Below are 20,971 nucleotides of genomic sequence, written 5' to 3'. Positions count from 1 at the left end.
GGGTATCCGGACCGTTCAGAATAACCGCTTATCGTAGTTGCCGCACGCGAATGGCCGGGCGTTTTCCCAGGACAAACAGGCAACTTTCCCCCCCGCAGGGGCGCTTAACCCGCGGGCCCGCTTGGGTTTGCCGATTATGTCGAGCCTATCGACAGTAGCAATAACGCTAGCGACGCCGGATGTCGCTGCCGATGATCTTTGAAGGTCCGTCCATCAACACTCCGTTCGATGATCCGTTTTGGTGGTTATCCCCACTTTAGAGTAACGACGATGCGAAACCAGATTCCCACGATCGCAGCTCTTTTAGCCGTCTATGTCGTCCCGCAGTTCTGTCTGTCCGAGCTCGCGGCGGCCGACCCCGTCAACCGAGTTGAAGCGGTTGGGCTGTTTGAAGTTGCAGCCATCGATTTGGTTCCCGCCAATGCCGACGAACCAGGAAAGTCACTGCGGTCGGGCGGTTCTGCCGCTGCGAGCCCTGTCGATCGAGATCCGGTCGCCGATCGTTTGGCGAGCCTGATGAAGCCGTTGGGGCAGATCCGTCTGGAACCGGCTGACGATGGAGCGAAAGCTCCCGAGAACCGAGCCGCCGCCCAATTGCCAGCTGGCGAAACGGTGATCACCGCCGAATTCGGCCCGCTTTCTCCTCCCAATCGATACCCGATCTGCTCGTGCCACAATCCTTTGTACTTTGAAGAACCCGATCTCGAACGCTGCGGCAATGGTTGCGGTATCGCGACGACCGCCGTTTCGGCCGTCCATTTCTTCGCCAACACGCTGACGCTGCCGTATCAAATCGCTGCCGATCCGCCCTGCACGACGCAGTGTGCCGCTGGCGATTGCCGTTGCTGCGAAGAGATGCCGCGGATGCGTCCGTTTGAGTGCAAACTGCACGCGGCAACGCTGCAAGGGCTCGCCACCGCTGGCTTTGTTTTCCTGTTGCTGTAGTGCCCGCGACGGGAGCCCGCCCGGTACCGGTTCGAACTTCTCACCCTATCCTTCGCCTAGAAAGCTGAAACGCTTTACCGGAAGAAAGTTGCCGGGCGATCGGCTATCCAACGGCTGCTGCTGAGAACAGCCGTTGGATCGTGGGGCCGAGCCAATCGCGACCTGCAAGCTGCAGGTCGGCGGTCGCAGAAAGGGCTGCGACTTAGATATCGATCTCGATCTTTTCAGCGTTTGCCGCTTCGCGTAGCTTCGACAACGCGCGGGCTTCGATCTGACGAATCCGCTCCTTCGTCACGCCCAGCTCCTCGCCGACCTCTTTCAAAGTCTGCGGTTCGTTGCGACGTCCCAAGCCGAAGCGAGCGCTGATGATCCGTTGTTCGCGGTCGTCCAAGCGATTCAGGATTCGATTGACCTGACGTTGGCGACGTTGATGTGCCGATTCTTCGGCGATCGGATCTTTGCGTTCATCTTGAGCGGCCAGGAACGGTTCCTCACCGGTGGTGCGGAAGCGATCGCGGTGCTTGAATTCGTCCGGAATCGTGCGGGCGAAGTTCTTCATGATCGACCAGCTGGCGTACGTGCTGAACTTGTTGCCACGAGCGTAATCGAACTTCTCGACGGCGCGGATCAACGACATATTGCCGTCGCTGACCAGACCAAAGAAGTCGTCGGTCGATCCAACGTGCCGTTTCGCGATCGAAACGACGAGTCGAAGGTTCGATTGAACGATCTTGTTTTTGGTCTGCACCGCTTGTTCGTAAAGGGCTTCGATCTCGTCCATCAGCGACGCCTTGGCGTTGCCCGGAACCAGTTGCTCGCGGAGCTTGTTCGCTTTGTGCTTGAGGTAGTTCATCTTGCGGAACAGGTAATATTCCTGCTCGCGATCCAACAGTGGCACGTCGTACAAGCTGGCGAGGTAGGGGGGCAGCCCGGCGGGAACACGCAGCTTTCGCGGCGCCTTCTCCGGTTCAGGCATCTCGCCCAAGATCTCGGGTTCCAGTTTGGCGTTCTCGAAGTCCTCGTTGAACATATAGTCCAGCGGCAGTTCCATGATCCGAGCGGCACGCATGTCGACAAGGATTCGTTGGATGCTGCTGCGTGTGCGACCGTATCGCTTGCACAGTTGAGGGACCGTGGTGCCGCGACGAGCCAATTGGAAGATCGCCCGCTTGTCATCTTCGGTTAGTGCACCGCGATGGTTCGGGAAGATCGCCAGTTGAGGATTCTCGGCATCGTAGTTCTTCAGGGTGTAGCGGATCGTTTCAGCACTGCGGCTCATTCGCGCCGATAGGCGGCGAGTGACTTCCGACAGGCTGGTGCCGCGCGTCGCCATCTGACGTGCGCGTTCGATCATCTCGCCCTTCTCGTCTTCGCTCAGTTGGCTGAACCGCTCGCCGCGTTTGACGCGGTCCTTGTTCCGAGCCACGAAGTGCTCGACGCTGCTGTGCAGAAAGCCGACGCGTTTGCGACCCTCGAAGACAAATCGACGACTGACCAGACCCTGATCGCGCCAACGGCTAATCGTCTTGGTCGAGACGTTAAACATCTTGCTGAGATCGTCGACGGTGTGAACCGGTTCGGACGCTTCGTCGGCGTTAACGTCGGCGGCGTCTGAGACATCTTCGACGAACAGACGCAGGTCGTGGCGGACATCTTTGCCGTGAACTAGTCGACGCGAGGGTTGCTCGGGGCGGTAATCGGTGATGCGAAAGCAGAGGTAGTCAAACGAATACTCCTTGTTCGTTTCAATTTCCGATAACAGCTTTTCAGCCCGCGCGGTCTGCTCCAGCTTTTTGCTGCGAGGCGCAAAACGCAGGTGGTCGCGCAGTTCTTTGACAGCTTGATCGCGATAGTCTTCGTGCATCACTCATTCCCCGTATACCGACAGCGACGGCATCCCTACGACCCCGGCGGGTCGCTCCGTCATTGCTGCCTAAAATTAGGCCCGGGATTCGCCTCTTCCCGAGGCGGGTTAACGTGGACAACGACTTCCGGACTCCTTGTCCTTCCGTCGAGTCATGTTACGAAAAGCAGAGCGACTGAGTTCTGTTCAGATTCTGCTTTCGCAACAACAACTTCGTTGTCAACGTACATCGTTCAAACTCGATCAATCTTGGGGCAATCGCCTGGCAGATTGAATCCTACCATGAGTACGCGTGTTTCGCTGTGAAGCACGTCACACATTACAGGACGCTTCGAGTCATAGGTCCTTACTAGGAAATAAGAGGCCAAACAGAGCAAAAGCGTTCACAAATTAGCGTCCAAATTCGACTAAGTGTCTGAAAACAAAGGACTTAAATTTTTCAGCCCGCTTCGGTTACCCACCTTTGGGGCTTTGTAACTTGTTCGTTTTCTGCTCGGAAGCTATGTAAAAACTGTCCAGTGGTATCAAATTGACACCAGTTTGTCGCAATTTGCACCAACGTTCTGCCAGTTTGGCCGCCTACGCTTCCTTTCGTCTCGATATTGTACCGAGGGGGCAACTGTCGCAATTCACGCGCCGACCGCGGCGGAGATCTTTAAGTAGGCAGGTTGGCGGAGCGGTCTATTCGTGGCGCAACGCTTCGATCGGATTCATGCGAGCGGCGCGGATCGCCGGATAGAGCCCGCTGAGGATGCCGACGCCCATCGCGATCACAACGGCGATCGGAATCGAAAGCTCGACAATTTGTGGCCTCGCCTCGCGGATCGCCTCGGGAAGCGCTGCGAGCTTCTCGGGGATGAACTCGGTCGCCAACAGCCGCATGCCGTCGTACATCCAGGGACTCAGCAGCCCCAGGACAATTCCGAGCAGCGAGCCGACGAAGCTGAGCACGATCGTTTCGACGAGAAATTGCCAGACGATATCGGCCCGTTTGGCTCCCAGGGCGCGGCGAATCCCGATCTCCCGAGTCCGCTCGGTGACGCTCGCCAACATGATGTTCATGATGCCGATGCCGCCGACGAACAGCGAGATGAAGGCGATCAGAACGCCGATGCCGATAAACATCAGCCGCATGTTCTCGGCTTGTTCCAGCAGTTCCAAGGGGAAGACGACCGAGATGTCGTTCAGGGCCGTATGACGCGGCCCCAACAGATCCTCGATAAATGCAGCGGTCGTCCGGACGTTGCTGACCTTGTCGATCTTCAGCGTGATCTGGTTGAGTTCGACGATATCCATCGAGAAGCTGCCGCTGCCGCGGGTCACGATCGTATCGCCGATCCGTTGTTCGAGCGTCTTCAGCGGGATGTAGACGTCGCTGGAGAAGTCTTGCGAATCGAGCGAGCCGCCGATCGCCGCCGATGCGGTGCGATGCTTCAGCACGCCGACGACGCGATAGAAATCGGTGTGCTCGGGGAGATAGATCCGCTTGCCGATCGGGTTTTCAAACGGGAACAGCTTTTCCGCCACCTTGGCTGCCAGCACACAGACGCTATCGCGTTTGAGGTTGTTCAGATCGGTGATGAATTGCCCCGAAGCTCCCTCGGGCCCCGGTTGCAGTTCCAGTTTCGTGACGTCGGCATATTCGGGGGTGCAGCCGACTAGGCGGCCATCGATCGACCGGTCCCGATACATGAATTGGCGTTTGATTTCGCGAATCGGCAGAGCGCTGCGAATCGTCGGCACGGTGGCGATCAACAGATCCAGTTCATCGCGCGACAGGCCGTAGGGGACCGCGCTGCGGCCGGCGAAGACGTCGCTTGGCGGTTTGACCGTGCGGACGATAATCGTGTCGGCACCAAGGCTCTCGATCTGCTCCTGGACCACGCGACTGGCGCCGTTGCTGATCGCCGTCAACGCGATCACAACCGCCACGCCGATCAAGATGCCAAGCATCGTCAGACCGCTGCGGAGCGGGTGCAGCATCAAACTTTTGACGCCCAATCGGAAGGTTCTCAGAAGCAACATAGATGTTCAGGTTTCGTCGGTGTTGGCAATGCTTCGTGTTGTGAATCGGCAGGGACAGTCGCCGCCGGGAGCACTTATTCGTCGCGGACCGCTTCGGCGGCAGCCAGCGAAGCCTGGCGAGCTTTCTCGCGGTTCTCTTCGCTGTTCTGGACATCGCTGCAGAGCAGCCCATCCTTCAAGCGAACGACGCGGCGAGCCCGTTCGGCCACGTCGTCTTCGTGCGTGACCAGGATGATCGTCCGCCCCTCGTTGTTCAACTGATCGAACATCGCCAGGATCTCGGCGGTCGTCCGCGAATCGAGGTTTCCAGTCGGTTCATCGGCCAGGATGAAATACGGATCGTTGACCAGCGAGCGTGCGATCGCTACGCGTTGCTGTTGACCACCGGACAACTGGGTGGGGCGGTGGTCCAAGCGATCGCGCAATCCAACAAGCCCGGCCAGTTCGACGCATCGCTGCCGCTCCTTGGGGCCCAACCGCCCCTGGTAATAGAGCGGCACTTGGATGTTTTCGACGACGGTTAACTGCTGGATCAGGTTGTACGATTGGAAGACAAATCCGATCCGTCGGCTGCGAACCTCGGCAAGTTTGTCGTCGGTCATTCGCGAGATGTCGTCGTCGCCCAACAGCAGTTGCCCGCTGGAGGGTTTGTCGAGGCAGCCGAGCATGTTCAGGAGCGTGCTTTTGCCGCTGCCCGACGGGCCCATGATGGCGACGTAGTCACCCTCGGGCACGTCGAACGAAACGCCACGCAACGCGCGGACGGTTTCGCTTTTGAGCACGTATTCCTTTTTCAGCTCGCGAATGGAAGTCGCCAGTCGGACCATCGGATTATCGCCCCGCGCCGTTGTTGGATTCGGCGAAGCGAGCAGCCATCGCGCTGGTCAATTCGGCCCGGGTGACTTTGCCGTCGCTGTCGGCGTCGGCCGCTTTAGCCATCGATTGACGGCGGTCTTCCATCTTGGCGATCTCCGCTTCCGAAAGCGAACCGTCTTTGTCGGTGTCCGATTCGTCGAAGATCCGTTTCACGATCGCCGCCGGCGAAGGTGGGCCTCCCGCACCGGGACCACCAGGGCCGCCGGGACCACGAGGACCTTCGCGGCCGGGCGGAGCGGAGGCTCGCGCGGGGCTGGGGCCATCGACAGGTTGAGGCGTGCTGGGCGGAGCACCATTGGTGACCGAGACGCCGGTCTTGCCTTCGATCAAGCCAGCCAATCCGGTGTTGGTATCGGTCGATCCCGATGGCAGATCGTCTAACAAGTGTAAGTGCTGACGCAGGTTCAGGACGATCTCGTCCCCTTCTTCCAATCCCGATGCGATCGCAGCCAGTTTATCGTTGGTCGCGTCGACTTCGATCTTCCGAGTTTCGAATTTGCCCTCGGGGCTGCGGACCAACGCAAACGTTTGTTGGCTGTGCTCGTAAACGCCTTGGATCGGGATCTGCAGCGCGTCGGGTTTCTGTTGGACAAAGATCTGCACCTCGGCGGTCATCCCGGTTCGGATGCTTTCGGGCGGATCGATGATCGCGATCGAACAGGCGTATTCCTTGATCGACGACGTGAAAAAGCTGCTCGGTTCGGCGTAGCGGTTGACCTTCGTCACCTGACCCAACAGCTCGACGCCATTGAGCGACGAGACGCTGATCTTGCACGGCATGCCTTCGGAAACCAAGGCGATCCGGGATTCATTGATCTTGGCTTTGACCTGCATCTGCGTCGGATCGGGCAAGCGGATGATCGCTTGACGCTCGCGAACTGTCGCTCCCGCTTCGACGACGAACTCCGCGTTGCCACCGCGGCTGCTGAAGCGGTTGGCGTGAACCACGACGCCGTCGCTGGGGGCATAGATCACGCAGGCTTTGATCTGGTCTTCCATCTCGGCGTATTTGTCCTGCTCTTCACTGAGCGTGCTCTTGTTGGCTTCGAGGACCGCGCGAGCCGATTCGATGTCGCTGTCATATTGAACCAGGAACTTCTGTTTGGTCAGTTCCTGCAAAACCTTCAGCCGGCCCTGAGCGGCTTCCAGTTGGTTTTTCGTATTGGCGACGGCGAACTGATCGGCTTCCATTTGCAGCGATTTGACCAGCCCTTTGGCAACCAGTCGCTGGGTGCTAGCGAGTGCCAATTGCGCTTTGCGGAGCTCCTGTTCGGCGACGGCTAATTCGCTGAGGATCGCTTTCTCTTCGGTCTTAAACGTTCCCTCGAGGTACTCTTGCCGCGAGATCTCTGCCTGTTTCAGCAGTGCCGCCGCATTGGTCACATTCGCTTCGGCCCCAAGCAGCACGATCCGCTGCGTTTTGAGGTCCTGTTCCAGCTGCGACGAATCGAGTTCGACCAGCTTGTCGCCCGCTTTCACGCGAGCTCCTTCGTCGATTACCCATAGGATCGCCGTGCCGCCACCACCGCGACTCTCGACTTCGCATTCGAGTTCGATGTTCTTGCTGCTCTCGATCTCGCCCTGTTCGAGCACGATGTGGTCAAACGCACCGCGGCGGACAACATCGGTGATCAATTCGCCGGTGGTGACGCTCTTAGCGGGCCGAATTTTGAAGTACCAATAAGCGCCGCCCGCCACAGCGGCCAACACGATCAAAATCGAGAGGTAGGTGAGCATCCCGCCGCGGCGGTTTTTGGCAGGTTGTACGAGGGGCTTCATAGGGGAGAGTCTCCGCTGACAAAGGTCGCCAGCCAAACGGAAAGGTGGGATCGATTCAAGAGGCGGCGCGAACCGCAAAGATACCGCGCCCCTTCAAGAGTAAGTATAAACCGCGGAGGTTCCGGCGGTAGCAACGAACTTGAAATCTTGCCGCACGGCGACGCAACACGAGGCGCATCATTGAGGAAACCGCGAAGATTACCAGTGAAACCCCGGCCGCGTGATTTAAGACCGCAAAAAACTGCGATTTCTCGGGGCGGACTCTAGCGAGCCCCTTCGAACAGCCGCGTTCCGATCCGTACGCAAGTCGATCCCTCGGCGATCGCCGCCTGGAAATCGCCGCTCATCCCCATCGAAAGTTCTGGTAGCGGAAGTCCGGTTGTGACGGTCAGGCGGTCTCGCAACTCGCGGAGCGCTGCAAAATCGATGGCGGGATCGTGATTGGGTTGGTCGAAAGAGGCCATTCCCATCAAGCCGAGGATCTTCAGGTTGGGGAGCGCGATCAAATCGGGGACGATCTTTTCGATCTCCGCCGGGCGAAAACCGTGCTTCTGCTCGTCTCCCGAGACGTTGACTTCCAGCAGGCAGGAGGTCGTTTGGCCGGCTTCGCCACTCTGCTGTGCGACCGTCTCGGCCAAGCGAAGCGTGTCGATCGAGTGCAGCCGATGGACCAACGGTATCGTCCGCCGCGATTTGTTTCGCTGCAGGTGGCCGATCAAGTGCCAGCGGATCGTTGGATCGGACATCGCTTCGGCTTTTTGCCAAAGGACTTGCGGGCGATTTTCTCCCAGGTCGCGGCATCCGGCGCGCAGCAGAGCCTGGGTCAGCGGCACGTCGACGTATTTCGTGACTCCCACGATCGTTACTTCGTCGGGGCTGCGCCCAACCGCTCGGCAAGCGTCGGCAACCTGCTCGCTAACCGATCGCCAGTTCGCGTCGATTTTGGCTTGAACGCTATCGCTTACCTGGTCTGTCACGTTGCTTGGAATCCGGCTTCAGGCGGAGTGGTTCGTGCGGACGACGCGGTCGATCAGGCGTTCGAGCTTCTCGCCTGAAAAGTCCATCCTTGCCGCAGCCAACGCAAACAAACGCTTCTCGGATTCGGACATCTGCCCGTCGGCAGCCATCATCCGAATCAGATCGCTCAAGACAGCTTCCTGATCCGCCGGGTCGGTCGGCAGTTCCAACTGAGCGTCATCCCCGAGAGCGTACGAAACCGCATCACACAATTCCTGCTCTTCGAATCCGAGTTCCGCGCAGCGTTGGCTCAGCAGCGACAGTTCGTGTTCAGCCAATGCGCCATCGGCGATCGCCATCACGACAAGGTTTTTCAAATAAGCGATGCGATCCATCGATAGGGTTCCCAAATCATCCGCGAAATATGTCCGCAAGTCGACTTGGCATCCACCAGGCTCCGGGAGGGCTAGCGAATCAGCGAGCCTTATCCAACGCGAGCGAAAAACAAGGAACGCCATGCTGCCACGATCGGCACGCCGCAGCAACGATTGCCGGCGGAGAGGTGGTTGCCTCTTGCCAACCCATTATCTTCGGCATCTGCGGCATTCGCAACCTGCCCAGAAACGCTTCGCGTGGGCTGATCAGAGTTCCTAGTTAAAAGATCAGCCGTCGCGCGAGTGCGCTCCGGCTGAACTCTAAAGCTTCAAGCACCGCTTGGCACCGGACCGCTCTACTCTGCGATGTCCAGCGTGAACGTGTTCTCGGTTCCTTCCGCAACGGTGATGCTCAATGGCGTCGTCGCTTCGCTGCCAAGCTCTTTCGGGAACGAGACCTCTGCGGCGGCGGAAGCTGCCGCGGTACCAGGTTCCGGCGGGACCGGATCTGGTTCGGGAGCAAGCAGGACCACCTTGTAGGTCCCGTACGGAACATGCTCAAGATTTGCGAGCCCCTGGGCGTCCAACGCCGCGCCACCTCCCTGTCCCGAAAGGTTGAGCTGTCCTCCAGCGACCGGAGTGCCGGACGATAGGATCGTGATCGAAACCGGGGCTCCAGGATGCAGGTAGTCCGGTTCGTGATCGCAACCGATCGAAACGACAAGGCTGAATGTCGTGAGAAGCGAAAGTATGAAATGACGCGTGTCGGTGCTGCGAGATGTGAAAGTTGAATGCATTGGGAGCGGGAGGGATTTTGGAGGCGATGGGTGTAAGGTCCGCTCGCACTGTGGAAATGCGAGCGGAAGCGCAGAACACTTTGGTTCGGATAGCGGGCGATCGAAGCGGCGAGGGTATTAGAACTCGCCCAGCACCTGGCCATCGTCGCGAATGCTCAGCTTGATCATCGTGTCGAGTTCGACCGTCTCGGAGACAAATCGAACCGCGCCATCGGTCAGCAAACCGTGGATCCCGCCGGGGTGAAACGAGTTCAGAATGGTGTTCACTTCGTACTGGCTGCTGGCGCTCGATGGAGCCCCCGATTTCCAGAACGCGTTGGGCGAATAACGAACCGTGGTGATTCCACCCGCATAAGCGGCCAAGCTGGAGAACGATGAAAGACTCATGTTTTCCAGCATCTGTTCGCCGGAGTTGTTGACCCAGCCGTGCCAGCCGCCCAATGGATTCGCACTGGCCTCTTTACCATTTACGTTCCCCGATTGTTCACCGATGATCAGCGTGTTCGATGTGCCATCGGTGCAATCGCGGAATCGCTTGTTGAAGTAGACCGTCATCATTCCGTTGTTACAGTACGTTCCTCCGCTGACGATATTGTCGGCGGTACAGGCGGAGGTCCGGCCGTTCAGGTCGGGAGTCGCTCCCGAGACGCCAACGTAGTCCATGACCATGCTGGTATTTCCCGTCGAAGCATGTTGGGAAAGCGGGATGTCGCCAATATTCGTCACCCCGTGGGGACTCGATGGGCAGACATAGCCAGCGATCCGCAACGAACTGAAAATGGGGTTGTTGGATTGCGTCGCCACGTCGTGCGCCCAGAAGCCTCCGGTTTCGAAGTTGATCTGATCGTGAGCTGCGGTTTCTTCGATGAACGGCAGGATCAAGGCCCGCCAATTACTGCCGTGTTTGTTGTAAAACGCGCCGACAGGAAACGTTCTGTGAACGTCGTGGTAGTTGTGTAGCGCCAAACCGATCTGTTTCATGTTGTTCGAACACGACATCCGCCGCGCCGCTTCGCGCGCCGCCTGGACTGCGGGAAGCAACAGCCCGACCAAGATACCGATGATGGCGATGACGACTAACAATTCGACCAGGGTGAATCCCGATCGGAGGGACTTAGGCTTCATGGGGAGAGGGTCCAAAAAAGTTGGTAGGAGGGGGGGTCTGGAAGGAGATCCAAGGCAGGTAGGATGTGCGGGCTCGATAGAACCTCGCAGAATTCCCTCTTGCAACCTGAGTGCCAATCGCTCGTCGAATCGAAAAGATTGCCTGCCGTGCGACAGGCCGAGTCGGTGCGGAGCGCGTTGCACTGGGGCGGATTGAATCCACCCTGCCGATCGATGTTTGATTCGACGCCGTAAGGATTCGGCGAACGGAAGCAAAACTTTTTGGCAGTTGCGCGGTAGCAATGTGCACAAGCCCGGTAAGTGTTCGCTGGCCAGCGATCGGGTGCTTTAGAAATAGGCACTATTGCCGAGAAAGCGAAGTAGGGCGGGCAGGACTTGAACCCGCGACCAAGGCATTATGAGTGCCCTGCTCTAACCGACTGAGCTACCGCCCCTTAATTCGCCAATCTGCAGCGCGGCGAGGATCGAGCCCCTGGAGGCCGAAAACCCTGCCTTCGATGAAGGCCGCCGCACTTGCGAAAACATAGTATCTTCGCCAGTGCGGATGGGTTCAAGCCGGGAATCTGTGCGGTCTCTGGAAGTTTACCGCGTGGTCCGTCGGCTGGCTTGAGCTACCTGCAGATATCCGATCATCGTCTTGTTGGATCGGATGATGAAGAATTGCGACTGGCTGCCACTGCGAAATTCGTCGCTTCGCAAGATGTAATCGAGATCGTTCAGGTTGGAGGTCTGCCAGTTGCGGATTCCCAACAGGACGTCTCCCGATTGCATTCCCTGACGATCGGCTTGGCTGCCCGGGCGGACCGAAGTGATCTTCAATCCCGCACCGTAGGCGGTTTCCATGCGGCGGTTCAGGTCTTGCATCGTCGCTTCTGCGACCGGTTCGCCCTGGATGCCGAAGCTGGTCCAGATTCGCTGAGCGACGGGCGAAGAGATGGCGTCGGTCGTGCGAGTCTGAGGTCGCGATTGCAACGAAACCAAGGTCACGTCTCCCTTGGAGTCGGCGACTTCGAATTCGATCGAATCCCGCGAGGTCAGTTCCAACATCGAGAATTCGAAATCCATGTGGTTGCGAACTGTATGTCCGTTGACCTGCAGGATGCGGTCACCCTTGCCAACACCCTCTTTCTCGGCGGAGCTGCCGCTGGCGACGCTGGTGACTTCGAAGATCGATTCGTCGTCTTTCCATTTTGTGACGCCGCGGATCCCGTGAGAGATCTGGTTGACTGTCTTCTGCTGAATCAAACCCGACACGATGTCCAAGACTTGGTCGACGGGAATCGTAAATGCGATCCCTTGAGCTCCGACGCGGACGGCGACATTGATGCCGATCATCTGGCCGTCGAGGTTCAGCAGCGGACCGCCGGAGTTGCCCGGGTTGATCTCTGCACTGGTCTGGATCAAATCGGTATAGCTCTGTTCTTCGTTGACCGGGACATCGCGATGCAGCGCGCTGACGATTCCCTGGGTCACTGTATGTTCATATCCAAACGCGTTGCCGATCGCGATCACCGTCTCGCCGACCCAGAGGTCTTCGGAGGTGCCGATGCGAATCACCGGCAGCGGTTCGCGAGCGTCGATCTTTAAGACTGCCAGGTCGGTGCGAAGGTCGTGAGCGATCACGCGAGCGACTGCGGGGCGTCCGTCAGCTAATGTGACGCGGATGTCGTTGACGTCTTGAACGACATGAAAATTGGTGACGACGTAACCGCGGGAATCGATCACGACTCCCGTTCCCATGCCGTTGACCTGTTGGAACGATTGGCCTTGGCCAGGCAAGCCACCGGCACGCACGGTCTTGTGACCGTGGATGTTTACCACCGATGGAGACGCTTCGCGAACGACCCGGACAACCGGCGTATCGCGATTTGAGCCGAAAGCCGTCTGGGCAGTGTGTGCCAACAGCGTGCAAAACGTTGTCAGGCAGATGACACTGCTACGTAGAAGTGTTGTCATAGAAGCGGGTCGCAGTTTCATAGGTCCCTACGCGATACCTTGATAGGGCATGCTAGTGAGAACGCACCGAAACCTGCGGGGTGAGGTTCAACATGTTCCCTATTATAACTCTTACGAGCCTTAGCATCGGAACATCGTTGGCAGCAGCTTGACGCCTGCATAAGTCGAGCCGCAAGGTTTAACAGGCTTACGTATTCGACTGGGGGGACCTGGCCGCTTGGCTAGACTGAGTAGTTTGTGCCTGGCGGGGTTTCCTCCTGCATTTCTAGAGGGGGGGCGAGCGTTTCCACGGCCCCAGGCGGAGGGACGGGCCGGAGCGGCGGTAGCACGACTTCGTTCTGCGGTTCGCAGTACGGAACCATCTGCGTCGCGGGGTTGCCTTCAAAGACAGGCCGCGTCGGAACGCTATGGAACAGCGGCCATGGGACCTTCTTGGTCTTCTCTTCGCGGTCCCGGCACTCCAGGCAATCGCCGCGGCCGCAAGTGCAGGCGGTCTCGTAATCCGCAGCGTGCGGATTGCGGTAGCGAACGCTAGGGAAACAGTGACATCCGCTGGCGACGGATAAGATCGCGAGGATCAGGAAAACCGAGAGCTGTGGTTTTGGGAACATCTCAGCCAGCTAGCAATTCGAGAGAGACGGGGCGCAATGCTGCACCAAAAATCCCCCTGCCCAATCGATCGTCATTCGATCGTGGTGCGGATTAGGTAAACTGAGCGAAGTTTTTGGATTATTCCAAAAGAGTGGCTCGGATCGGCCTGATTCGCCCGGATCAGGCCGCTTCCCGACCGTCGTTTCTCATTTTTTTGTGCCGATTCAAGCCCCGCGGTCCAATATCACGGCTCCCGCAACGAACCAGACAAGTGGTAGTGCGATGGCGGCGCCCACTGCATGCGCAAATTCGAACGCTGCATCGATGTATCACTCCCCCCGTTTCACTTGTAGCTTCCCACTCTTTGATCCGCCAAAATGCAAGCTGCGTCGGCAACGCGAAAGGGCGAGTCACCGATTGTGTTTAGGAATGATTGGTAACCCGGCGCGTGAGCGAGTCGCCGCGTGAATTCCCCGCTTACGCGTTGCGTTACCGCTTCCTCTGCCGCTCTCGTTTGAAAGCTTGATTTGCCAAGGGCGAAGCGATGCAAACACCCGCACTTACTTGAGACCAGGACCCTTTGTCATGACGATCGATGCGGAACTGGTATCCGACGCGGCACCCACGGCGGTGATCGACATTCCCGAGGACGCCATCGGCCGGGATTTGCAGTCAGATCGGCCGGCGGGGCGTTGGAGATCGGTCGCTGCGGGAGCGCGAAAGTGGATCATCGTCCGTCCTTTTCAGACGGCCAGCCTTGTCGTGCTGTTGGCGGTCCTCGCCGCGATCCCGGTTTTTCAATTGGTCGCGCTCGGGTATTTGTTGGAAGTTAGCGGCCGAGTCGCTCGCAGCGGGCGGCTTCGCGACGGATTGTTCCTGTTGGATCAAGCCGGTCGAATTGGGACGGCGATCGTTGCGATCTTGGTCATGAGTCTGCCGATCCGCGCGGTCGCCACGTGGGCGGAAGCCGCTCGATTAGTCGATCCGGCGGGCAACGCGGCGGGAGTGCTGCAGGTCGTCGGCACGCTGTTGGTCTTTGCGATCGCGGCGCACATCGGTTGGGTCTGGTTTCGCGGCGGTCGTTTCCGAAGCTATTTCTGGCCGCGGCCGATCCAGTTTCTCAAGCAGGTCTGGCGTCCGGCGACTTGGGTCGAAGCCCGCGATCGATTGTGGGAGTTTGTCGCCTCGATGCAGCTTGGCAAATTGTTTTGGCTGGGAACGCGTGGCATGCTGGCGACGGTGCTGTGGCTGTTGCCTCCCGCGGCGATTCTGATCGGCACCACGCGCGATGGCCAGACCGGACTGGCGGCGATCGTCGGCGCCGTCGGTCTCATTTTGATGGCGATCGTGCTGCTGTACCTCCCCTTCCTGCAAGCTCGCTTCGCCGCCGAGAACCGCTGGCGAGCGATGTTCGAAGTGGCACCGATCCGGGCGGGGTTCGCCGCGTCTCCGATCTTCTATTGGCTGGGCCTGACGTCGACGCTACTGTTTGCCGTGCCGCTGTATCTGCTGAAGATCGAAGCGACACAACAAGAGGTTGTATGGTTGCCATGCATCCTGATGGTCGCCTTTATGTTACCCGCTCGGTTGATGACCGGATTGGCGGTGGGGCGAGGTCAACGCCGACAGCCCGGTGCGACGCGGTGGCACCTGTTGCTGCGGATCAGCTTGCGATTGTTATGCTTGCCGGTCATCTTCGGCTATCTGGGAATCGTCTTCCTGTCGGCCTTCACCAGCTGGGACGGGCTGGCGACTTGGGTCCAGCAGCACGCCTTGTTGGTTCCCGTTCCGTTTGACGCGGGCGTTTAGTCGCACCGCGGTCTGCGGCGGGCAATCCGTTTAGAAATCGCGAAACGGTCCGCGCGGTTCGGCAGCTTCCATCTCGGCGATCCAGTTCGCATACCGCGACTGGACGTGCTTTAAGACTTCGGGATGCGACTGGGCGAGGTTGTTTCGCTCACCCGGATCGGCTTCGAGATCGTACAATCCGCCCGCTTTGCCGCTCATGTCGACCCATTTCCATTTGCCGACGCGAGCGCCGATCATATCGCGTCGCTTCCAGAACATCTCCTTCCGCGGCGAAGGCTGCTCGCCCCGCAGCGTCGGCCACCAATCGAAGCCGTCCAAAACGACATCTTCCGGCGGGGCGATGCCTGCTGCCGCGGCGAGACTGGGCAGAAGTTCCAAGCTGGTTAAAAAGGCGTCGTTCACCTGCATCGGTTTCACGCCGCCATCGGGCCAGCGAACGATGCAGGGGACGCGGATTCCGCCCTCCCAAGTCTGTCCCTTGCGGCCGCGGAGCGGTGCATTGTCCGCGCCGCCACTGCCACCGTTGTCGGAAAAGAAGATCACGATCGTATTGTCGAGTTGTTGCTTTTGTTCGAGGCTGTCGAGCATCTTGCCGATCGCGTCGTCCATGCACGTGACGGCGGCTCGATAGTCCCGTTGCCGTGCGGCTCGTGTCGTCACGGTCGCCGGCGCATCGTAGCGATACTTCTTATTGATCTGCGTTTCGGGATCGACTGCGGGATAGAGATCCTTGTATTTCTGCGGAGCTTGAACCGTCGAACGGATCTCCGGTTCGAGAGCCGAAGAATTGTGCGGTGCGTTAAACGGTACGTACAGGAAAAACGGAGACTCTCCGGCGTGCTGGTCGATGAAACGGAGCGCCTCACGCTCGAACAGATAGGTGCAATACGTGCCCTCGTCTTCGACCGTCGGCTCCAGATTGCGGTACATGCTGGGGACGCCGTACCGCCGGTGCGTGAAGTAATCGACTCCGGTGTTGACGAAGCCGTAGAAATCGTCGAAGCCGCGGGAGGTCGGCAGGAACCGCTTCAGCGTCCCGAGGTCCCACTTGCCGTAGATCCCGCTTTTGTAACCGGCTGGCTTCAGGGCTGCCGGCAGGATGACTTCGTGGAGATCCATCCCGCCGATACGTTCGAACGTGACGTCATATTCTTCGGGCGTATACAGTTTGCCGTAATCGGGAGCCTCGTTGCGGATCATGTCGTAGATCCCGTTCCGCTGCGGATACCGACCGGTCAACAGGCTCGCCCGCGACGGTGTGCAAGCGGGCCAGGAAACGTAGAAGTTTGTCAGCCGTGTCCCTTCGGCAGCCAGTCGATCCAAGGCCGGCGTGATGATCCCGTTCCCCAGGCTGCCCAGATCGTTGTAGCCTTGGTCGTCCGAGACGATCAGCAGGATGTTCGGCTTCGGCGCGGCGAGGAGTGAGCTGGAGAGGAGCAGCAGCGGCGCTGCCAGCCAAAGAGAGAGGCGAAGCATGGCGGAGTCTTTCGGCAGGATCTAGGTAGGTAGAGGCGTTCGTCGGTCGACGATTCTACACCAGATCCAGGCGGGCTGTCGAAAGTTCGACGACCGACCGCGGGTCAAAACCGCGGCTTTGACTTGGGCTCAATCGCTGTCGCCGGTGGTCAGCGTGTAGGTGCTGACCAGTTGCAGCGGAGCGGCTTCGATCACGTCGCTTTGGAAATCGCTGTTCTGTGGGAAGCCGTTGTTGATGAAGCCATCTTCGTTTTCATCGAACAGTTGTTTGACTGAACCGTCGGCCATCACGACGTTGCAGATGCCGCGGTGCAGCGGGAACATGCCGCGGTAATCTTGCAGCGTTTCCTTGTTCCAAACATTCCACCAACCCGAGGCGCCGGCGCGAGCTGTCCCCGCGGCAAACGAGGGCGTTGCCAGTCCGGAGATCGTGATCGCACCGCCGACCATGGTGCGAGTCATCGGTTCGCCACCAAGCCGGTCGCCGAAGTCTGTTGTCAGCGCTTCGTTGGATTTGGCATCGCACAGCAGCGGGATCGTGTAGCTGGGGGCGCGAGCGGAGGCAATCTGTTTCGTTGTCAGTGGTCCCGTCGTGACGTTGGGATGATCGATGTCGGTGCTGCAACCGGCGTCGGCGGGATCCAAGTTGCCGCTGTCGTCCAACCGGACGCCGCCGCGAACCAGGAACCAAGAAGCGGCATAGTTGGTGTTGAAGCCGCGATCGTAGACGTCGCGTGTCAGCACCGCGATCCGATCGGCGCCCGACGCTGCAAGGTTTTCATCGACGATTGTCAACGCATAGTTTTTCGCGATCGTGCCGTCGATCTGCGTCACGGGAGCTTTGCCCAACCGCGGCGTACAGGCTTCGTTGCCGGCATCGGCAACCGGCATCTCGATCAGATCGCGGTAGGCGGCGCTGATCTGCGAAGGATTTGAAGCACAGCGGAATTCACTTGGCGCGATGCCGTCGCGGACCAGATCGGCAACCCAGCCGATGTCGGTGACCGCGCCGTCGTTTGCCCAATCGAACGAACCGCTGCACAGCCGACCCTTATCCTGTTCAGCGCGAGCGAGCAACGCGGTTCCCATCTGCCGCAGATTGTTCGCGCATTGGGTTTGCCGAGCCGCTTCGCGAGCCATGTTGGTCGCCGGCAGCAACAGACTGGCCAAGACCCCAATGATCGTGAGCGTCACCAACATTTCGATGATCGTGAAACCGCGACGTTTCATTGCCGATTTGCCTGAAAGAGATGATGTCCACGAAGATCCGGTGCGATCCAAGGGGCGACGTGCGCGAAGCTTTTGACACACCTCGGCTTGATCGATCTGCGACCGATTTCCCACGGCGATGCCAACGCAAAATGCATCACCTTGGGAAAGGTATGGGCAGGAGAATCGAGGGACAAGCGTTCCTAACGGAGAACTCATCGTCTCTTTATGCAATCTTCATATTCAGGCGGCGCAGGCTGATTGTTTGCCTCTGGCGAGGGCAGTTGCTAGCGACTTTCAGGCTCTGCGTTCGGCGTCGCAGACGCGGCGGTTAGAGAAACCAGCCGACGACCCACAGCAACGCGAAGATCAGCCCCATGAAGGCCAGGATCCAGTAGGCTGTGTGCCAAGCTTGGACCAAGATCTGTTTGGGATCTTCGTGCCGCGTGCCCGCGTAGACGAAACTGATCGAGATCAGCAGCGGGATGAAGTAGAGCATGTAGACGGGGGTCATCGGCAACATCAGGCAGCTCCCTCCTGGCTCTTCGCTTCGCTCTCGTCACCCTCTTTTTCGTCTTTGGGCGAACGCTCCGACTTGCCGCTGATCGGGATCGCCAGCGGACCGGCGAAAGCGTCGAAGATCACCAGCACGTTTAACAGCCCGGCGATCATCGTGTACCAAGTTCCCATCTCGTATCCGGCGCCCCGTTGGGCATACCAGCTGGCCAAATCGTCCGCATCGTTCTCCTGTAGCGGACGCCGCGGCGGCGACATCAGTTCGCCAAAATAGGGCTTCCAGTCGGCAGTCGTGACTCCGCGAACCGTATGCTTTCGCATATTGTTCCCTTCGATCAACGCCGGAAACGCGACCAGACCAACTGGCAGCTGACACAGGTAGTGCCATCGCTTGTCGCCATTGATCCAGGAAGCGTAGACGACGTGTCCGCCGCCGATCGCAAAGCCGAAGAAGTAGGTGACCAGGATGCAGATCATGAACATCCAGCCCTTCCGCGTGCGGCCCTGGTACAGATGCCCCGCACCGGGGATCAACCACGCCAGGACGGCTGCCAACGCCGGTTTTCGCAAGTAGACCGTTTGCCCATCGACTTCCACGACGCGATCGCCGGGGCCTGGATGGATCGCGGAGGGTTTGTTTTCGCTGCGAGAACTGGACATTGTGGTTCCTGATCGGGACGCCCTGAACGTCACTGCGTCCAACGGCCGGAACGGCTATTGTGCCTCAAATTGCTCCCCAGAACCAGATCATCCCCCGCGAATCGCCGCTCCCTCGAACCCCGCCGCCGCGCGACCACGATTTGCGGACCAGCGGAGGGATGCGAAGCTGCGTGTTCGAAAAAATTTGCCCACCGCAAACGACCACGCCCGGTGCTTGGGAAAGCCAGTGAATTTGGCGACGCAAACGTTCATTTGCCCCCGACAAACGAATATACTTTCGGCATCCAAACCGCGTTGAGGTGGCGACGTGCTGTTGGCGGCGGCGATTTTTCGTAGCTCTGCGAACGAAGCCAGCCTCGGCCCCTCAGGTTGTTTGTTCTCGCGGAGTGCATTGCATGAAGACGTCCCGTTTCCCTGCCCCTTTGAGCGGCATCGTGCCACCGCTGGTGACCCCGCTGACGGCTCCCGACAGCTTGCACCACCAGGGGCTCGACAACTTGCTCGAACACCTGATCTCCGGCAGCGTGTCGGGCGTGTTCCTGCTGGGAACCTGCGGCGAAGGGCCCGCGTTGCCTTTCAAATTGCAATGCGAATTGATCGAACGGGCCTGTTCGCAAGTCGACGACCGCGTCCCCGTCTTGGTTGGCGTCAGCAGCCCCTCGCTGGAAGATTCCGTCGGGCTGGCCGAACACGCCGCCGATTGCGGTGCGTCGGCGATCGTATCGACGCTTCCCTATTACTTTGCGTCGGCAGAAGAACATCAAGCGGGGCATCTGGTGCGACTGGCCCGGCGCAGCCCGCTCCCGTTGGTCGTCTACAACATGCCGTCCTGCGTCCATCAAACGATTTCGATCCGCACGTTGCAACGGCTGGCCGACGAGCCGAACATCGCGGGTTTCAAAGATAGCGGCGGCGACATGCAGCTGTTCCGCCAGTACTGCGACCTCGCGATCGCGCGGCGGCCGGAGTGGTGCCGTTTGGTTGGCCCCGAACATTTGCTGGCCGAAGCGATCGCGGCGGGCGGGACCGGGGGCGTCAACGGTGGCGCGAACGTTTGCCCGTCGCTGTTCCGCAGCATCTATCAGGCCGCAATCGACGAGGATGCCGTCGCGCTGCACCGTCTGCAAAAGCAAGCCGATGTGTTGGGGCGGCTGTACGGTCAGCCGGAAACGATCGGCTCGGTGATCCTTGGGCTGAAGATGTCGCTCGGTTTGCTGGGGATCTGCGAGCATCATACGACGGAACTCTTCGCTCCGCCGACCAACGAGCAGTGGAAGGCGACCGAAAGCGTCCTGGCGCAATTGGCCACCTGGGGCTTGGCGTCGGTCTAATCGTCGACCGTGTAGCGACGCAGCAGTTCCGCCGGTGCGCCGATCGAAACGACGCGGACCGCGCCGGTGAACTCGCTTGCCCCGGCGGCGGCAAAGCCAATCTTCTCGGCGACAAACGTGCAGGTCAGGTCGGCGCGAAAGCAGGGATCGCCGGGGCTGCCGGTGTCGCAATCGAGTCCGCTGGGAAGATCGATCGCCACGCGTACCGCCGTGGTTGCGTTGGCATTTCGAATCGCGTTGGCGATCGTGCCGCGAGGGTCTCCGCTGGCTCCGGTCCCTAACATCGCGTCGACGATACACGATGCTTCGGCCAGTTTCCGCTGTAGGCTCGGCAGCGAGTGTTCGTCGACGACTTCGCAAGGCAGTTTGCTGGCCATCGCGATCTGCCAATTGGTCAGGGCGTCGCCGGAGAGCCGAGCGGGATCGGCCAGCAGAAAGATGTGGGGCTTGCGTCCCATCAGCTGCAGATGGCGGGCGATCACAAACCCATCGCCGCCGTTGTTCCCGCCGCCGCACAGGATCGCAATCTCCGTGGCGGCTGTAAAAGCAGCGATCTGTTCGGCCGCGCCTCGGCCGGCGTTCTCCATCAGGCAGATGCCTGGCATCGAAAATTCCCCGATCGCGATCTCGTCGATCGCTCGAACCTGTTCCCGCGACAAGGGCGTGGTCGGATTCATCGGT

The 20,971-nt window shown here is 59.4% G+C and carries 18 protein-coding genes and 1 tRNA gene; 3 read left to right on the top strand and 16 right to left on the bottom strand.

Going from position 1 to position 20,971, the window contains the following annotated elements; genetic code table 11:
- Nucleotides 1-270: 270 nt before the first annotated feature.
- Nucleotides 271-945 carry a hypothetical protein gene (locus CA51_RS21355; protein WP_145123189.1) on the top strand — a complete coding sequence of 225 codons (675 nt, stop codon included), beginning with the start codon at nucleotides 271-273 and terminating at the stop codon, nucleotides 943-945.
- Nucleotides 946-1,147: 202 nt separating this feature from the next.
- On the opposite strand, the gene CA51_RS21350 is transcribed toward CA51_RS21355, so the two are convergent.
- The 11 genes from CA51_RS21350 to CA51_RS21300 all read right to left on the bottom strand — a co-directional run bounded on the left by CA51_RS21350 (nucleotide 1,148) and on the right by CA51_RS21300 (nucleotide 13,309).
- Nucleotides 1,148-2,809 carry a sigma-70 family RNA polymerase sigma factor gene (locus CA51_RS21350; protein WP_145123188.1) on the bottom strand — a complete coding sequence of 554 codons (1,662 nt, stop codon included), beginning with the start codon at nucleotides 2,807-2,809 and terminating at the stop codon, nucleotides 1,148-1,150.
- A gap of 681 nt (nucleotides 2,810-3,490) precedes the next feature.
- Nucleotides 3,491-4,834, bottom strand: a complete 1,344-nt coding sequence (locus tag CA51_RS21345) for an ABC transporter permease (RefSeq protein WP_145123187.1) — start codon at nucleotides 4,832-4,834, stop codon at nucleotides 3,491-3,493.
- A 74-nt stretch (nucleotides 4,835-4,908) separates the two neighbouring features.
- A complete protein-coding gene (locus CA51_RS21340) occupies nucleotides 4,909-5,661 on the bottom strand; it encodes an ABC transporter ATP-binding protein (RefSeq protein ID WP_145123186.1) in 753 nt (250 codons plus the stop codon).
- A 4-nt stretch (nucleotides 5,662-5,665) separates the two neighbouring features.
- Nucleotides 5,666-7,489, bottom strand: a complete 1,824-nt coding sequence (locus CA51_RS21335; protein ID WP_145123185.1) for a permuted SH3 domain-containing protein — start codon at nucleotides 7,487-7,489, stop codon at nucleotides 5,666-5,668.
- Nucleotides 7,490-7,752: 263 nt separating this feature from the next.
- On the bottom strand, nucleotides 7,753-8,466 hold the full coding sequence (locus tag CA51_RS21330; protein ID WP_145123184.1) for a YggS family pyridoxal phosphate-dependent enzyme: 714 nt from the start codon (nucleotides 8,464-8,466) through the stop codon (nucleotides 7,753-7,755).
- Between the two features lie 18 nt (nucleotides 8,467-8,484).
- Entirely contained in the window at nucleotides 8,485-8,841 is a 357-nt protein-coding gene (locus CA51_RS21325) for a tellurite resistance TerB family protein (protein WP_145123183.1), read from the bottom strand.
- Between the two features lie 335 nt (nucleotides 8,842-9,176).
- On the bottom strand, nucleotides 9,177-9,617 hold the full coding sequence (locus CA51_RS21320; RefSeq protein ID WP_145123182.1) for a hypothetical protein: 441 nt from the start codon (nucleotides 9,615-9,617) through the stop codon (nucleotides 9,177-9,179).
- Nucleotides 9,618-9,734: 117 nt separating this feature from the next.
- Nucleotides 9,735-10,742: a DUF1559 domain-containing protein gene (locus tag CA51_RS21315; RefSeq protein ID WP_145123181.1), complete on the bottom strand. Its 1,008-nt coding sequence runs from the start codon at nucleotides 10,740-10,742 to the stop codon at nucleotides 9,735-9,737.
- 360 nt (nucleotides 10,743-11,102) lie between these two features.
- Nucleotides 11,103-11,176: transfer RNA gene (locus tag CA51_RS21310), tRNA-Ile, on the bottom strand.
- 148 nt (nucleotides 11,177-11,324) lie between these two features.
- The gene (locus CA51_RS21305) at nucleotides 11,325-12,698 is read right to left on the bottom strand and encodes a trypsin-like peptidase domain-containing protein (RefSeq protein WP_197451371.1); all 1,374 of its coding nucleotides are present in this window, start codon (nucleotides 12,696-12,698) and stop codon (nucleotides 11,325-11,327) included.
- 221 nt (nucleotides 12,699-12,919) lie between these two features.
- Nucleotides 12,920-13,309 carry a hypothetical protein gene (locus tag CA51_RS21300; RefSeq protein ID WP_145123179.1) on the bottom strand — a complete coding sequence of 130 codons (390 nt, stop codon included), beginning with the start codon at nucleotides 13,307-13,309 and terminating at the stop codon, nucleotides 12,920-12,922.
- A gap of 565 nt (nucleotides 13,310-13,874) precedes the next feature.
- Here CA51_RS21300 and CA51_RS21295 point away from each other — a divergent pair.
- On the top strand, nucleotides 13,875-15,098 hold the full coding sequence (locus CA51_RS21295) for a DUF4013 domain-containing protein (protein WP_145123178.1): 1,224 nt from the start codon (nucleotides 13,875-13,877) through the stop codon (nucleotides 15,096-15,098).
- Nucleotides 15,099-15,128: 30 nt separating this feature from the next.
- Here the strand turns inward: CA51_RS21295 and CA51_RS21290 are convergent, their stop codons facing one another.
- The 4 genes from CA51_RS21290 to CA51_RS21275 all read right to left on the bottom strand — a co-directional run bounded on the left by CA51_RS21290 (nucleotide 15,129) and on the right by CA51_RS21275 (nucleotide 18,959).
- The gene (locus tag CA51_RS21290) at nucleotides 15,129-16,574 is read right to left on the bottom strand and encodes a sulfatase-like hydrolase/transferase (RefSeq protein WP_145123177.1); all 1,446 of its coding nucleotides are present in this window, start codon (nucleotides 16,572-16,574) and stop codon (nucleotides 15,129-15,131) included.
- Nucleotides 16,575-16,703: 129 nt separating this feature from the next.
- Nucleotides 16,704-17,804, bottom strand: a complete 1,101-nt coding sequence (locus CA51_RS21285) for a DUF1559 family PulG-like putative transporter (RefSeq protein ID WP_197451370.1) — start codon at nucleotides 17,802-17,804, stop codon at nucleotides 16,704-16,706.
- 310 nt (nucleotides 17,805-18,114) lie between these two features.
- Nucleotides 18,115-18,306: a hypothetical protein gene (locus CA51_RS21280; RefSeq protein ID WP_145123175.1), complete on the bottom strand. Its 192-nt coding sequence runs from the start codon at nucleotides 18,304-18,306 to the stop codon at nucleotides 18,115-18,117.
- Nucleotides 18,306-18,959, bottom strand: a complete 654-nt coding sequence (locus CA51_RS21275) for a DUF6677 family protein (RefSeq protein ID WP_145123174.1) — start codon at nucleotides 18,957-18,959, stop codon at nucleotides 18,306-18,308. The genes CA51_RS21280 and CA51_RS21275 overlap by 1 nt, the downstream gene beginning before the upstream one ends.
- A 395-nt stretch (nucleotides 18,960-19,354) precedes the next feature.
- Here CA51_RS21275 and CA51_RS21270 point away from each other — a divergent pair, with 395 nt between their 5' ends.
- Complete coding sequence (locus CA51_RS21270; protein ID WP_145123173.1) at nucleotides 19,355-20,290, top strand: dihydrodipicolinate synthase family protein; 936 nt, start codon at nucleotides 19,355-19,357, stop codon at nucleotides 20,288-20,290.
- Here the strand turns inward: CA51_RS21270 and CA51_RS21265 are convergent.
- The gene (locus tag CA51_RS21265) at nucleotides 20,287-20,967 is read right to left on the bottom strand and encodes an NAD(P)H-hydrate epimerase (RefSeq protein ID WP_231745819.1); all 681 of its coding nucleotides are present in this window, start codon (nucleotides 20,965-20,967) and stop codon (nucleotides 20,287-20,289) included. The two genes, CA51_RS21270 and CA51_RS21265, sit on opposite strands and share 4 nt — an antisense overlap.
- Nucleotides 20,968-20,971: the final 4 nt, after the last annotated feature.

This window comes from Rosistilla oblonga, assembly GCF_007751715.1.
Lineage (GTDB): Bacteria > Planctomycetota > Planctomycetia > Pirellulales > Pirellulaceae > Rosistilla > Rosistilla oblonga.
The sequence above is the reverse complement of the archived record's forward strand: the minus strand, read 5'-3'. Positions and strand labels throughout refer to the sequence as shown.

What these genes read in the sequence shown, in the direction of transcription:
- CA51_RS21355 (WP_145123189.1), top strand. Translation starts at nt 271, where the DNA reads ATGCGAAACCAGATTCCCACGATCGCAGCTCTTTTAGCCGTCTATGTC.
- CA51_RS21350 (WP_145123188.1), bottom strand. Translation starts at nt 2,809, where the DNA reads ATGCACGAAGACTATCGCGATCAAGCTGTCAAAGAACTGCGCGACCAC.
- CA51_RS21345 (WP_145123187.1), bottom strand. Translation starts at nt 4,834, where the DNA reads ATGTTGCTTCTGAGAACCTTCCGATTGGGCGTCAAAAGTTTGATGCTG.
- CA51_RS21340 (WP_145123186.1), bottom strand. Translation starts at nt 5,661, where the DNA reads ATGGTCCGACTGGCGACTTCCATTCGCGAGCTGAAAAAGGAATACGTG.
- CA51_RS21335 (WP_145123185.1), bottom strand. Translation starts at nt 7,489, where the DNA reads ATGAAGCCCCTCGTACAACCTGCCAAAAACCGCCGCGGCGGGATGCTC.
- CA51_RS21325 (WP_145123183.1), bottom strand. Translation starts at nt 8,841, where the DNA reads ATGGATCGCATCGCTTATTTGAAAAACCTTGTCGTGATGGCGATCGCC.
- CA51_RS21320 (WP_145123182.1), bottom strand. Translation starts at nt 9,617, where the DNA reads ATGCATTCAACTTTCACATCTCGCAGCACCGACACGCGTCATTTCATA.
- CA51_RS21315 (WP_145123181.1), bottom strand. Translation starts at nt 10,742, where the DNA reads ATGAAGCCTAAGTCCCTCCGATCGGGATTCACCCTGGTCGAATTGTTA.
- CA51_RS21305 (WP_197451371.1), bottom strand. Translation starts at nt 12,698, where the DNA reads ATGACAACACTTCTACGTAGCAGTGTCATCTGCCTGACAACGTTTTGC.
- CA51_RS21300 (WP_145123179.1), bottom strand. Translation starts at nt 13,309, where the DNA reads ATGTTCCCAAAACCACAGCTCTCGGTTTTCCTGATCCTCGCGATCTTA.
- CA51_RS21295 (WP_145123178.1), top strand. Translation starts at nt 13,875, where the DNA reads ATGACGATCGATGCGGAACTGGTATCCGACGCGGCACCCACGGCGGTG.
- CA51_RS21290 (WP_145123177.1), bottom strand. Translation starts at nt 16,574, where the DNA reads ATGCTTCGCCTCTCTCTTTGGCTGGCAGCGCCGCTGCTGCTCCTCTCC.
- CA51_RS21285 (WP_197451370.1), bottom strand. Translation starts at nt 17,804, where the DNA reads ATGAAACGTCGCGGTTTCACGATCATCGAAATGTTGGTGACGCTCACG.
- CA51_RS21280 (WP_145123175.1), bottom strand. Translation starts at nt 18,306, where the DNA reads ATGTTGCCGATGACCCCCGTCTACATGCTCTACTTCATCCCGCTGCTG.
- CA51_RS21275 (WP_145123174.1), bottom strand. Translation starts at nt 18,959, where the DNA reads ATGTCCAGTTCTCGCAGCGAAAACAAACCCTCCGCGATCCATCCAGGC.
- CA51_RS21270 (WP_145123173.1), top strand. Translation starts at nt 19,355, where the DNA reads ATGAAGACGTCCCGTTTCCCTGCCCCTTTGAGCGGCATCGTGCCACCG.
- CA51_RS21265 (WP_231745819.1), bottom strand. Translation starts at nt 20,967, where the DNA reads ATGAATCCGACCACGCCCTTGTCGCGGGAACAGGTTCGAGCGATCGAC.